Genomic DNA, 13,320 nt, shown 5'->3' on the forward strand with positions numbered 1-13,320 from the left:
GCTCAAATCTACAAACAAAGTTCTGTCTACGACAGAACCGGCTTAGTTACAACTAGTTTTCCAGCGTGCACTTGCCGGTGGCAGTGCGGGTGAAGCAGCGCCCGGTTGGACAAGGCGTCGGTGCCGCCATGCATCCGATATTCCAGATGATGGTCGTGCCAACCCGTCTCGTCCGTCAAGGCACAGCCACAATGCGCGCATAGCCCGCTTTGTGACATATATAGCGCGGCCCACTGCTTCCGGTAACGCATCCGTTCCCACATGCGCCCCTGCCGCAATGTCTCGCCATACTGCTCCCACTTCGGATCAAAAGGATTGAACTCGCCCTTGATCCTCGTGTGCCGTTTGATAGCTGTACCGCTAAGCTGGTACAACTCTTTCAGCCCCCAACTACCGTCCTCGCGCTCCGTGCGAACGGCAAACACCCAATTCCGGGCACCGACAGAGTGAAAGTACTTCTGCTTCACCCATACAGCGCTCTTCTGCGGATGCCTCCGCTTCGACCACCGCCAGAGCTTCCGGAAAATCAGATGCTCCATCCGGCTGTACGTCTGCTTGGCCGAGACCGGACGGTGATACTGCGCCCATCCGCGCAACATCGGGTTCAGCAGTTGGACTAGATCCTCCTGCTTTACCGTTTTGTTGCCGCTGATCGTTTCCGCCACCTTGCGATAAAACGCTTGCGCGTTTTTCTTGCTCGGCTTGATGAGCAGCTTTCCCGAGTACTTCCGGAAATTCCACCCAAGGAAATCGAAGCCTTCGTCAATGTGGGTGATCCGCGTTTTCGCCTCTGACAGTTGCAAGCCTCGAACAGCAAGGAATGCTTCCACCCAAGGCCTGACCTCGTTTTCCAGAATCTCTTTCGAGTCGCCGGTGATAACGAAGTCATCCGCGTATCGCACCACATTCACTTTCAGCTTCTTTGCCTTTGCGATCCCGAATTTCGCACCGAGGTGCGCAATCAGTTCACGCTCCAGCCCGTTCAGCGTCACGTTTGCTAGCGTCGGGGAGATGATGCCTCCCTGCGGCGTACCGGCTTCAGTCGCCTGTAGCTGCCCCTTGTAAATCAGGCCAGCCTTCAACCACTTCCGGAGGATTTCCCTGTCCATGGGGACATGGTTTTCCAGCCAATCGTGGTTGATGTGGTCAAAGCAGCCTTTGATATCCGCTTCCAGTACCCATCGGGACGAATTCCTCCGGGACGTGCAAGCTCGTACCTGACCCATAGCGTCAGCCGTTGAACGATTGATCCGGAACCCATACGAGTTCGGGTCGCTCGTCGACTCTGCTACCGGCTCCAAAGCCAGCAGATACAAGGCTTGCATCGCCCTGTCCCGCATGGTCGGAATGCCCAAAGGACGCTCCTTTCCATTGGCCTTGGGGATAAAAACTCTCCGTAATGGCAAAGGCTTATATCCGCGCCGCTTCAACCTGCCGATGGCTTCCCACCGGCTCTCAGGCGAGTCCCACAGTTCGCAATCGACTCCAGCCGTTCGCGCACCCTGGTTCTGCGTAACACGTCGTATCGCATACAGCTTCGCGGACAACGTGCGAGTCAGCATCCGTTGCAGGGCTTTCACCCTGCGCCAGTCACCTTCCCGCGTCGCCTTCGCAATTCGAATCTGCATCCCTCTCACGTTCCGCTCAACTTTCCGCCAATTGACGGCATTCCAGTTGACAGGCGCGTGGGAAAGCGCAGATCCGGTCTTTCGACCAGATACTTTCATGCTGCTCTCCTACTTGGAAAAAGTCCCCAGGCAGAAGGCGCATCTCCCCAGAGGGGCAGACACACCCCTCTAGGGAACAACAGACACCTCAATAGGAGCGCGTGCGCCCCTATCTCGGACAAACACCTCAGTACGGGCGCATGCACCCGTACCTGACCAAGTTACAGAGGGTAGTCAGCCGCCTTGCGACGGTAGACCAGACGGAAGTCTGCCCGCTTTCGCGTGGGATAATGTCTCAACCCCTATCCGTGCCATTACAGCCCGGCATTCGCTTTTTCCGTCCTCCCATACCCGCATGATCAACAACGTTCCTTACGGTCCGTCTGCCAGCCGTACAGCGCTGGCGACCATACGGGCTTACCACGTTCCCGGCATGTCACACGACTGACGTAGGTTCTGCCTATCCCCCGGTGGTGCTGTAACGACGTAGCCCAAATTCTAAGTGGGCTATCCGACCACGTACCGTTTTGGTTAGAGCCCGATGTTTCAAGCAGCTTTGGCTCCTCACTGGTAACGAGGTTTATCAGCAGTTCACTTACATTAACCTTATCAGCCAGCCTAGCTCCTCAACCCCCTCGCTGCTGGGAGTCTCCGAACAATCCCCTCACGGGAACGGTCCGCCCGATACCTCCGGGGGCTACATTGTCCGAGGAGCTTCACACCCCACCGTTGCCAGTGACGCATGTCCTCGTAGGCTACTGCTGGTCGTACAGCAGGTTCACTGCCCTCCCCCAAACTGCAGGTCGGGCCGAACAATGACATCCCGAGCTTTCGCTCGTATCGTGTAGCGGGTTCACCACACTAGGCGGCGAACGCTGCAAACAACACTCCGCTTTGTCAGCGGAAGTGAAGCCGCTGACTGGGCGGAATCTGGTGGTAACCAGACTAATGCAACACGTTCCACGGCCAAGCTGCGCCGCGGTTCGTTCCAACCAGGAAGTGGCCGAAACCACCCCTACTACAAGGGCGCGGCCCACAAGGGGGCCGCCTGCGGAGGGTAGAGCGACCAAGACCGAAGTCTCAGGCGATATCCCTCTAGTCGATGCCTCTTAACGCGAGGCCCACGGACACGAGCGTGCGTGTCGCACTAGAATCGCCAGTTTAGATCACTACGCGGCTCGTTCGCCGCGCGAGGCGCGTCCATGGTCACAGCCGCTCACTCCCCGCAAATCGCCTGCGACGTTTTCTGCGCGGTCATCGACAACTTCGGCGACATCGGCGTCTGCTGGCGCCTCGCGCGCCAGCTCGCCGATGAGCACGGCTGGCAGGTGCGCCTCTTCGTCGACGATCTGCGGGCTTTTCACGCGCTCTGCCACGCCGTCGATCCGGCCCTCGCGCGGCAGGAGGCGGCCGGCGTCGTGATCGAGCACTGGCACGAGCCGTCGCACGCGGGCGAAGTCCTGCAGATCGCCGATGTCGTGATCGAGGCGTTCGGCTGCGAACTGCCGCCCGTGTACGTCGCGGCCATGGCGCGGCGCGCGCGCAAGCCGGTGTGGATCAACCTCGACTATCTGAGCGCGGAAGATTGGGTGGCGGATTTCCATCTGCGGCCGTCGCCGCATCCGCGCTTCGCGCTCGTGAAGACGTTCTTCTTTCCGGGCCTCGGTCCCGGCACCGGCGGCGTGCTGAAAGAACGCGCGCTCGACGCCGGGCGCGCCGCGTTCGACCGCGATGCCTGGTGGCGCGAGCGCGTCGGCATCGCGCCGCCGGGCCCGGAACGCACGGTCGTATCGCTCTTCGCCTACGAGAATCCCGCGATCGACCCGCTGCTCGCCCAATGGCGCGACGGTGCGTCCCCAGTCGTGCTGCTGGTGCCGCAAGGGCGCATTTCAGGCGCCGTCGCGCGGTTTTTCGGCGGGCCGCAGTTCGCGGCGGGCGACGCCGCGGCGCTCGGCTCGCTCACCGCGCACGCCATCGGTTTCGTCGAACAGCCGCACTTCGATGCGCTCTTGTGGGCCGCCGATGTCAATTTCGTGCGCGGCGAGGATTCGTTCGTGCGGGCGCAATGGGCGCAAAAGCCGTTCGTCTGGCACATCTACCCGCAATCCGACGACGCCCATCTGCCGAAGCTCGACGCCGCCCTCGCCCACTACGCGGGCGGCCTGCCCGACGCCGCGCGCGAATCGGTCGCGCGCTTCTGGCATGCGTGGAACGGGGCAGGAACGCCGGACTGGGCGGATTTCTGGCGACATCGTTCGCTACTCGAAGCGCGCGCGGCGCAATGGGCGGCGGAACTCGCCGCCGTCGGCGATCTGGCCGGCAATCTGGCGGCGCACGCGGTCTCGCATCTCGCTGGCAATCTGCCCGCCGAACTGGCCGAAACCCCAAAAACTCAGTTAAAATAAGCGGTTATCCCACGGCTCGCGTCTTGCGAACTCCGTCAGCGTCGCCGGGCGATGCACAGAAAGCGCAGTTCCGCATCGTGCGGGCCGTCCAGATTTCCAGGCTCCCGCTAATTTGTCAGCGTCCGCAAGCAAAGCTTTGCCAGGCGCTGAAGTATTGAAAGAAACCACAGGACAGTTTTACTTATGAAGACCGCACAAGAACTCCGCGTTGGCAACGTCGTCATGATCGGCAACGATGCCATGGTCGTGCAGAAGGCCGAGTACAACAAGTCGGGCCGCAACTCGGCTGTCGTGAAGATGAAGTTCCGCAATCTGCTGTCGGCGGGGAACATGGAGTCGGTGTACAAGGCCGACGACAAGTTCGACGTCGTGCTGCTCGACCGCAAGGAAGTGAGCTACTCGTACTTCGCGGACCCGATGTACGTGTTCATGGACGCCGACTACAACCAGTACGAAGTCGAAGCCGAAATGATGGGCGACGCGCTCAACTACCTCGAAGACGGCATGCCGTGCGAAGTCGTGTTCTACAACGAGAAGGCGATTTCGGTCGAACTTCCGACCACGGTGGTCCGCGAGATCATCTACACGGAACCGGCCGTCAAGGGCGACACGTCGTCGGGCAAGGTGCTCAAGACCGCGAAGATCAACACCGGCATGGAACTGCAAGTGCCGCTCTTCTGCAGTATCGGCGACAAGATCGAAATCGACACGCGTACCAACGAGTACCGCAGCCGCGCCTAAAGGCGCACGATTCGGCGGCGCCGGCATTGCCCGCGCCGCGCGATGTCGCCGCAGTCCGCGAAGCAAAAAGAAAAGCGCCCGCCCGGGCGCTTTTTCTTTTGCGTGAAGTTTTGGCCTCCTTCAGGCAAACTTTACCGGGATCATCTTGAAAATATGGCGCGGTCGTCCGTCTGAACAACGACACGAGCGCTGTTTTTCCAGACGTTTCTTAATTGGCACGATTCATGCTATATCCATAAATCTCCTACTCGACGACGAACCATGCGAAAACAAAACAACGTCGCCGCCCGGCTTTTGATCGCCGCCGCGCTGGCCGCGCCTGCGATTGCGATTACTGCCGGGTGCTCATCGACATCGACGAGCGAATCAGCCGGCGAGTACTCCTCGGACGCCGCGATCACCGCGCGCGTCAAAGCGGCGCTGCTTGCCGACCCCGGCCTGAAATCGCTGGCGGTCAGCGTCGAAACCTATCGCGGCGTCGTGCAGTTGTCGGGATTCGTGAACTCGGAGGTGCAGATCGAGAAGGCAGTCGCCGTTACCCGCAGCGTGTCGGGCGTTCAGTCCGTGAAGAACGACCTTCATGTGAAACCGCAGTAGCGGGCCTCACTGAACGACGCGTAAAGATACGCGCAGGACGCAGGAGACCGAAGCGGCACTCGCGTGCTCGCAGCCGGATCGGACGTCGCGCCAGTGGGCGAGGACGCCCCGGCTGCCAGCCCGAGCGTCGCGCTGAAGTCCGGTTTCGAGCGATTACAGACCATTTTGATACGTTGTGTCCGCCATGCCACACGCACTGATTGTCGAAGACGATCCCAATAGCCTGTCCGGCCTGTCCGCGATCCTGGCGGCCGACGGCTTTTCCGTCGATACCGCGACGACGCTCGCCGAAGCGCGGGCCGCGCTCACCCGTTTCATCCCCGATGTCGTGCTGATCGACCTGAATCTGCCGGACGGCAGCGGTCTCGATTTGCTGCCGAGCCTGCCCGCGCAACCGCCGGACGGCGCGCTGCCCGTGATCGTGATGACGGGTAACGCGACCGTGGAAAGCGCGATCGAAGGGTTGCGGCACGGCATCTGGGACTATCTGCTGAAGCCCGTCAATATCCCGCGGCTGCGCAGCCTGCTTGCGCGCATCCCGCGTCCGTACGAGCTGACGGAGGAAGTCCAGGTGCTGCGCACCAGGCTGCGCGCGCTCGGCCATTTCGGCGCGATGCTCGGGCGCAGCAGCACGATCCAGCACGTCTACGACCTGATCGAGCAGACGGCGCCGACCGAAGCCGCCGTGCTGATCTGCGGCGAGCCGGGCACCGGCAAGAAGCTTGCCGCGCGCACGCTGCACGAGTTGAGCCGCCGTCGCAAGGGTCCGTTCATCGCGTTCGATTGCGCCATGTCGCGCGACTCCACCCTGCGCTCGATGGACAGCCTGCTGTTCGGCCACGAACGCGGCGCGTTCGCCGGCGCGGAGAATCGCGAGCCGGGTTTGCTCGAACAGTCGGGCGGCGGGACGCTTTTTCTCGAACAGATCGACGCGCTGCCCCACGCGCAGCAGGAAGCGCTCTTGCGCGCGCTCGACTCGCAGACGTTCATGCGCGTCGGCGGCAGCAACCGCATCATGACCGACTTCCGCCTGATCGCCGCGACGCGCACGCCGGTGCGGCAAGCCATCGACGACGGCACATTGCGCGAAGACCTGTATCTGCGCCTGAACGCTTCGTCGATTGCGTTGCCGCCGCTGCGCGACCGCGACGACGACATCGCCCTCTTCGCGGAGCATTTTGTCGAGGAACTGAACCGCGAAAACCATATCGTCGGCGTGACGAGCGGGTCGCCGAAGCGCATCAGCCCGTCGTTCATCCGCGAATGTCTGGCGCAGGAATGGCCCGGCAACGTGCGCGAACTGCGCGAACGCGTGCGGCGCGCGTATCACGCGTCGGGCGATGTGATCGAAACGCTTCACGCCGACGAGCACGGCGGTGCGGGCGGACGCGGCCTGAACGGCAGCAGCGTGCAGGTGACGGTCGGTACGGCGCTCGCGGATGTCGAGGACATGCTGATTCGCGCGACGCTCGACGCCGTCGGCGGCACGCGCCATCGCGCAGCGACGCTGCTCGGCATCAGCCCGAAGACGCTCTACAACAAGTTGCAGCGGATGAAGCTCGAACCCTGAGTGCTGCTGCGTCAGCCAGGAAAAAGCCACGGCATCGCTGCCGTGGCTTTTTTATCACCCGATCAGCCCAATGCGCTTCGCAACAGCGCCTTCGCCTGCTGGTAGTCGACCTGCTTGTGCAGCTTGTCCCAGTGCGGCGCGTTGCCGCGCGGACGCATTTTCTTCAATCGCTGCACCGACGCCTTCGACGGCTCGAAGCGCAACTGGTCGAGCACCTTCTCCGCTTCCTCGGGCTGGTTGCAGACGAGGACCATGTCGCAGCCCGCGGTGAGCGCGGCGTGCGCAGCTTCCGTCAGCGTGCCGCCCGCGCGCGCGGCTTCCATCGAGAGATCGTCGCTGAAGATCGCTCCGTTGAATCCGAGCTTGCCGCGCAGGATGTCCTGCAGCCACACGCGCGAAAACCCGGCGGGCTTCTCGTCGACCTGTGTGTAGATCACATGCGCCGGAATCACCGACGCGAGCGCCATCCCGAGCCAGTCGTAAGGCTTCACGTCGGCGGCGAGGATGTCGTCGAGCGGGCGGTCGTCGGTCGGCAGTGCGACGTGCGAATCCGCCGATGCGAAGCCGTGTCCCGGAAAATGCTTTCCGCAGTTCGCCATGCCCGCGAGCGCGAGCCCGTGATTCAGGCTCTTCGCGAGCATCGCGACGACGCGCGGATCGCTATGCAATGCGCGGTCGCCGATCACCTTCGACTGGCCGTAGTTCAGGTCCAGCACGGGCGTAAAACTCATGTGGATGCCGCATGCGCGCAACTCCGCCGCGAGCACGTAACCGAACGCGGTCGCGGCCTTCGTCGCGAGCAGGACGTCGCGGTCCCACAGTTCGCCGAGCTTGCCCGGCGCGGGCAACACGGTGAAACCGTCGGTGCGGAAACGCTGCACGCGGCCGCCTTCGTGATCGACGGCGATCAGGATGTCCTCGCGAATGTGGCGGATCGCTTCAGTCAGCGCGACGAGCTGCGCGCGGTCCGTGAAGTGGCGCGCGAACAGGATGATGCCGCCCGTCATCGGATGGGCGATGCGGCGGATGTCCGCGTCGGTCAGCGTGGTGCCGACCACGTCGAGCATGACGGGTCCAGGAGTGCGTTTCATCGAGTCCAAATGGGTGGTCTTGTCAGGAGGGGTCGGAAGTTTCGGCGATCACGAACGACACCGCGTAGTCGCGCTCGTCGCTCACGGTCACTTGCGCCGTGATGCCGCGCGCATCGAGCCACGCGGCCAGTTCGCCCGACGCGACGATCTTCGGCTTGCCGCTCGGCTCGTTGAGCGTCTGCAGCGCGCGCCAGGTCATCGGCCAGCGCATGCCGAGGCCGATCGCCTTCGAGAACGCTTCCTTCGCCGAAAAGCGCGTCGCGAGGAACGCGAGGCCGCGCACTTCGGAGCGCGCCTTTCGCGCGTGATAGATGCGCAGTTCGTCGGCGCCGAGCACTTTTTCGGCGAAGCGCCCTTTCGTGCGCTCCATCACCGCCGCGACGCGGCTCACCTGGACCACGTCGGTGCCGATTCCGTAGATCGCCATCGTGCGGCCCCGTTCAGCGTGCGGCCGCGAGGCGCGAGGCGACCATGATCGCCTTCATCTCGCGCACGGCGTTTTCCCAGCCGGCGAAAATCGCATGCGCGACGATCGCGTGGCCGATGTTCAACTCGACGATGCCTTCGAGCGCCGCGATCGGCTGCACGTTCGTGTAATGCAGGCCGTGCCCCGCGTTCACCTTGAGCCCGAGCGAATTGCCGAAGTCGACGCCGCGCGCGACGCGTTCGAATTCGCGCTGCTGCTCGGCTTCTTCGTGCGCTTCGGCGTAGCGGCCCGTATGCAGCTCGATGACCGGCGCGCCGGCTTCGTGCGCGGCGCGGATCTGCGTTTCGTCGGCGTCGATGAAGAGCGAGACGCGCGCGCCCGCGTCGGCCAACTGGCGGCACGCGGCTTTCACGGCTTCGAACTGGCCCGCGACGTCGAGACCGCCTTCGGTCGTCAGTTCCTGGCGCTTTTCCGGCACGAGGCAGACGTCGTGCGGCTTGATCGCGCACGCGATGTCGAGCATTTCCTTCGTCACCGCGCATTCGAGGTTCATGCGCGTCTTGAGGAGCGGGCGCAGCGTCTTCACATCCGCGTCGACGATATGACGGCGGTCCTCGCGCAAGTGCAGCGTGATGGCGTCGGCGCCGGCCTCCTCGGCCATGAGCGCGGCGCGGATCGGATCGGGATAGTTCGTGCCGCGCGCGTTGCGCAGCGTAGCGACGTGGTCGATATTCACGCCGAGATCGATCACATTCGACGATGACGACAGAAAGAAGCTCATAGATTTTGCAGGTCGATCAGGATCTGACGGGTGGCGAGCGGCGTACCGCCCAGATAGACGTTGAGCAAAAAGCGCATCAGCGTCTTGCTTTGCGCCGCCGTTTGCGGGCGGCTGTAGTCGTCCTCTTCCATGTCGAGGAGCGTCTGGCCGGCAATCACCGGCCATTGCGGCGGCACCTCGTCCGACGCCTCGCGCACGCCACGCTCGGGATCGAAGACGTATTTGCGCTCGGCCATGACCGGCTGACGCGTGATCGTGCGGTCGAGCGCCATCGCGTAGCCGGTTTCGCGCAACAGCACGCGCTCGAACGAACGCAGCACCTGCACGGGCGGCTCGTCGTGCGCGAGGCGCGAGAGCGTCAGCACATAGTGATTGAAAAGCGCGGGATGCGCGTCTTCGCGCGCGCAGAACTTGACCAGCAGTTCGTTGACGTAAAACCCGCACAGTAGCGCATCGCCCGCGAGCGGCAGCATGCCGCCGACCCATTCGGCCGTCGTCAGCGTGCGGACTTCGCCTCGGCCGGTCCACGAAAGCCCGAGCGGCTGGAACGTCTGCAGCACGCCGCGCAGCGCGGAATGCGGGCGCTTCGCGCCCTTCGCGACGAGCGCGACGCGGCCGTGATCGCGCGAAAACACGTCGATGACGAGGCTCGTCTCGCGATACGGATAGCTGTGCAGCACGAAGCCGGGCTGCTCGGCGATGCGAAAGTCGGAACGCGGCGCGGCGCGCGGACGTTTGGTTTCGGCGGACGAAGACGGCGAACGCCGTTTTTTAGGCGCCGCAGGCTTGGGCTCGGCGTCGAACGTGCCTTCTTCGAGCCGGTCGGAAGAGTCGGGGTTGCGGGTCACCCACGCCTCATTCGTACCCATAGGCGCGCAATCCTGCCTCGTTGTCCGCCCAGCCGCTCTTCACCTTGATGAAGGTTTCGAGATACACCGGGCCGTCGAAGAGCCTTTCCATGTCGAGCCGCGCCTCGGTGCTGATCTGCTTCAGCTTCGCGCCCTTCTGGCCGATGATCATCGCCTTGTGGGTGTCGCGTTCGACCATGATCGTCGCGAAGATACGGCGCAGGCGACCTTCGGTCTCGAACTTGTCGATGAGCACCGTGCTCGTGTACGGCAGTTCGTCGCCGGTCCAGCGGAACACTTTCTCGCGCAGGATTTCGGCGGCGAGAAAGCGCTCGCTGCGATCGGTCAGGTCGTCTTCGCCGTAGATCGGCTCGCCTTCGGGCAAGTACGGCTTCACGACGTCCATGAGGCGCTTGATGTCGTCCGGATTCTTCGCCGACATCGGCACGATCTCGCGGAAGTCGAAGAGCGCGCCCATCTTCTGCATGAACGGGAACAGCGTGTTCTTGTCGCTCACGTGGTCGAGCTTGTTTGCGATCAGGAGCGTAGGCGTGCCCTTCGGAATGAGATCGAGCACCTTCTGGTCGTCCGGGCCGAAACGGCCGGCTTCGATCACGAAGAGGATCGCATCGACGGACGTGAGCGTCGACGTCACCGCGCGGTTCAGCGAGCGGTTCAGCGCGCCGCTGTGGCGCGTCTGGAAACCGGGCGTATCGACGAAGATGTACTGCGCGTCGTCGAGCGTATGAATGCCGGTGATGCGGTGACGCGTCGTCTGCGCCTTGCGCGAGGTGATGCTGACCTTCTGGCCGACGAGCGCATTCATCAGCGTCGATTTGCCGACATTCGGCCTACCGACGATCGCGACCATGCCGCAGCGAAAACCAGTGGGAGTGGAAGCGTTCATATGTGTGTGCGGCAAATTCGTGAGGCGCATGTGTGCGCCGGGGCTCGGGGCGGCGTCAGTGGCCGGTGTCGGCGGCGCGCGCGACCTGATGCGTCTCGTGGCTGTCCTGCGTTTCGTGATTCGATTGCGCTTCGGTGGATTCGGCCGCCTGCTGATTCGCGGACGCAGGAGCGGCCTGCGGCTCGGCAGGCTTGTCTGCGGCCTTGTCCGTGGCTTTCTCGCTGGTCTTTTCCGATCGGTGGATGACGGCGCGCTCGGGCCGCTCCGCCCCAGCGTAAGCATTCGCCGACGGCTCGACGTGCGCCGCGCGGATCACGGCAAGAGGCGCGGCGAGAGGCGCGGCGAGAGGCGCGGATTCGGCTGCGCGCAACCGCTCGCGTTCCTTCCTGTCGGGCGAACGCAGATCGAGCGCCGTCTGCACGCCGGTCACGCCCGGCACGACTTCCTCCGCCAGCTTCGCCGCGCGCGCGCCCTTGCGCTTCGGCTTGACGGCGAGCGCGGGCGCGGCGGCCATCACTTCGTCGAGCGCCATCTTCGCCGCCGCCTGCTCGGCCGCACGGCGGCTCGCGCCCGAACCCGACACCTTCACGTCGAGCTTCGGCACGGTGCATTCCACTTCGAATTGCTGGTTGTGCGCGGCGCCGTGCGTCGCGACCACGGTGTAAGTCGGCAGCGCGATCTTGTGGCCTTGCAGATATTCCTGGAGGAGCGTCTTGGCATCCTTGCCGATGGTGCGCGGATCGATGTGATCGAGAATCGGCGCGTAAAGACGCTTGATGACCGTATGCGCCGCGTCGAATCCGCCATCGAGGAAGACCGCACCGAAGATCGCTTCGAGCGTATCCGCCAGAATCGACGGACGACGAAAACCGCCGCTGCGCAGTTCGCCTTCGCCGAGGCGCAGCGCCTCGGAGACGTTCAGCGCCTGCGCGATTTCATACAGCGACTGCTGTTTGACGAGATTGGCGCGAACACGGGAAAGATCGCCTTCGTCGAGTTTTCCGAATCGTTGGAACAAAAGCGCCGCTACCACGCAATTTAGAACGGAATCGCCGAGAAATTCGAGCCGTTCGTTGTGCGTGGCACTGTGACTGCGGTGGGTCATCGCCTGGCGCAGCAATTCCGCATTGCGAAATTCGTACCGCAGCCGGCTTTCCAACGGAGATGAGGGCATGGACAGAGTATAACGCGGCGCCGGGAGCGGAGATTCCGGCCGGAAAACGGGGGAAAGCGCGTGAAGATGCGACCTTAGCCGCGCTTCTTCACGCCGTTTCGAAGCGATGCGCGTCGAGCGGAACAGGCGGCCGGGCTCGCCGCGTGTTCACTCGATCGAAGGCGTATCACTGAAACGAACCGATGCGCTTCAGGTTGCTGAAGTTCATCCAGATGAAGAACGCGCGGCCGACGACGTTCTTGTCCGGCACGAAGCCCCAGTAGCGGCTGTCCGCGCTGTTGTCGCGGTTGTCGCCCATCATGAAGTAGTGGCCCGGCGGCACCTTGCACGTCACGCCCTGCGCGTTGTAGACGCAGTTGTCGCGGAACGGGAAGTCGTCCGCGCCGATCACGAACGGCGGCACCTGCGGATTGTTCAGAATGGCGTTCCTGCGCCCACCGAGGTCTTCGACGAACTGCTTCGCGTAGCCGATGCGTTCGTCGTCGAAATAGTCCGGCTGCGCGGTTTCGGGAACCGGCTTGCCGTTGATGGTCAGCTTCTTGTCTTCGTAGGCGACGGTGTCGCCCGGCAGGCCGATCACCCGCTTGATGTAGTCGACCGATTCGTCTTTCGGATAGCGGAACACGACCACGTCGCCGCGCGTGAGCGGCTTGCCCTCGGTCAGCTTCGTGTTGCTGATCGGCAGACGCAGACCGTATTCGTACTTGTTCACGAGGATGAAGTCGCCGACCAGGAGCGTCGGCACCATCGAGCCCGACGGAATCTTGAACGGCTCGACCACGAACGAGCGCACGACGAACACGACCAGGATCACCGGAAAAAAGCTCGCCGTGTATTCGAGCCACCACGGCTGACGCAGCTTGTCGTCGCGCAGTCGGGCGCGCGTCCCGGCCGCGTTCTCATCGGCGAAACGCTCGCCGATGCGTTCCTGCTGCCGGTCGAATTCGGAGACTGCGGCATCGGCGGCGCGGCGCCGCTGCGGCAGGAAAACGAGCTTGTCCAGCACCCACGCAATACCCGTCAAGATGACGAGAATCAAAAGAATCAACGCAAAATTCATCAATCGTATCCGGTTGTTATCGCCGTTTTTTCGTTATGGACTGCGCGCGGTA

General features: G+C 63.2%; 12 protein-coding genes. 4 read left to right on the forward strand and 8 right to left on the reverse strand.

The window, feature by feature from the left end; genetic code table 11:
• Positions 1 to 26: 26 nt before the first annotated feature.
• On the reverse strand, positions 27 to 1,727 hold the full coding sequence (ltrA, locus tag AWB66_RS12710) for a group II intron reverse transcriptase/maturase (RefSeq protein ID WP_087630640.1): 1,701 nt from the start codon (positions 1,725 to 1,727) through the stop codon (positions 27 to 29).
• A gap of 1,142 nt (positions 1,728 to 2,869) precedes the next feature.
• Between ltrA and earP the strand changes: the two genes are divergently transcribed.
• The 4 genes from earP (at position 2,870) to AWB66_RS12730 (ending at position 6,980) form a co-directional block, all read left to right on the forward strand.
• Positions 2,870 to 4,072, forward strand: coding sequence for an elongation factor P maturation arginine rhamnosyltransferase EarP (gene earP / locus AWB66_RS12715; RefSeq protein WP_087630641.1), 1,203 nt, complete (start codon positions 2,870 to 2,872; stop codon positions 4,070 to 4,072).
• Between the two features lie 183 nt (positions 4,073 to 4,255).
• Positions 4,256 to 4,813, forward strand: coding sequence for an elongation factor P (efp, locus tag AWB66_RS12720; RefSeq protein ID WP_062633534.1), 558 nt, complete (start codon positions 4,256 to 4,258; stop codon positions 4,811 to 4,813).
• 261 nt (positions 4,814 to 5,074) lie between these two features.
• Positions 5,075 to 5,410 carry a BON domain-containing protein gene (locus AWB66_RS12725; RefSeq protein ID WP_087630642.1) on the forward strand — a complete coding sequence of 112 codons (336 nt, stop codon included), beginning with the start codon at positions 5,075 to 5,077 and terminating at the stop codon, positions 5,408 to 5,410.
• A gap of 184 nt (positions 5,411 to 5,594) precedes the next feature.
• On the forward strand, positions 5,595 to 6,980 hold the full coding sequence (locus AWB66_RS12730; protein ID WP_087630643.1) for a sigma-54-dependent transcriptional regulator: 1,386 nt from the start codon (positions 5,595 to 5,597) through the stop codon (positions 6,978 to 6,980).
• A gap of 62 nt (positions 6,981 to 7,042) precedes the next feature.
• Here AWB66_RS12730 and nagZ read toward each other — a convergent pair whose 3' ends face one another.
• From nagZ to lepB, 7 genes are all read right to left on the reverse strand, one after another.
• The gene (gene nagZ, locus AWB66_RS12735) at positions 7,043 to 8,071 is read right to left on the reverse strand and encodes a beta-N-acetylhexosaminidase (RefSeq protein WP_087630644.1); all 1,029 of its coding nucleotides are present in this window, start codon (positions 8,069 to 8,071) and stop codon (positions 7,043 to 7,045) included.
• 22 nt (positions 8,072 to 8,093) lie between these two features.
• Complete coding sequence (gene acpS, locus AWB66_RS12740) at positions 8,094 to 8,498, reverse strand: holo-ACP synthase (protein WP_087630645.1); 405 nt, start codon at positions 8,496 to 8,498, stop codon at positions 8,094 to 8,096.
• 13 nt (positions 8,499 to 8,511) lie between these two features.
• Positions 8,512 to 9,279: a pyridoxine 5'-phosphate synthase gene (gene pdxJ / locus AWB66_RS12745; protein WP_087630646.1), complete on the reverse strand. Its 768-nt coding sequence runs from the start codon at positions 9,277 to 9,279 to the stop codon at positions 8,512 to 8,514.
• Positions 9,276 to 10,148: a DNA repair protein RecO gene (recO, locus tag AWB66_RS12750; protein WP_087630647.1), complete on the reverse strand. Its 873-nt coding sequence runs from the start codon at positions 10,146 to 10,148 to the stop codon at positions 9,276 to 9,278. The genes pdxJ and recO overlap by 4 nt, the downstream gene beginning before the upstream one ends.
• Complete coding sequence (gene era, locus AWB66_RS12755) at positions 10,135 to 11,034, reverse strand: GTPase Era (protein ID WP_087630648.1); 900 nt, start codon at positions 11,032 to 11,034, stop codon at positions 10,135 to 10,137. Before era ends, recO begins: the two co-directional genes overlap by 14 nt.
• A 55-nt stretch (positions 11,035 to 11,089) precedes the next feature.
• Positions 11,090 to 12,208 carry a ribonuclease III gene (rnc, locus tag AWB66_RS12760; RefSeq protein WP_087630649.1) on the reverse strand — a complete coding sequence of 373 codons (1,119 nt, stop codon included), beginning with the start codon at positions 12,206 to 12,208 and terminating at the stop codon, positions 11,090 to 11,092.
• Between the two features lie 166 nt (positions 12,209 to 12,374).
• Positions 12,375 to 13,268, reverse strand: a complete 894-nt coding sequence (gene lepB / locus AWB66_RS12765) for a signal peptidase I (protein ID WP_087630650.1) — start codon at positions 13,266 to 13,268, stop codon at positions 12,375 to 12,377.
• Positions 13,269 to 13,320: the final 52 nt, after the last annotated feature.

It is taken from the genome of Caballeronia telluris, assembly GCF_001544495.1.
GTDB lineage: Bacteria > Pseudomonadota > Gammaproteobacteria > Burkholderiales > Burkholderiaceae > Caballeronia > Caballeronia telluris.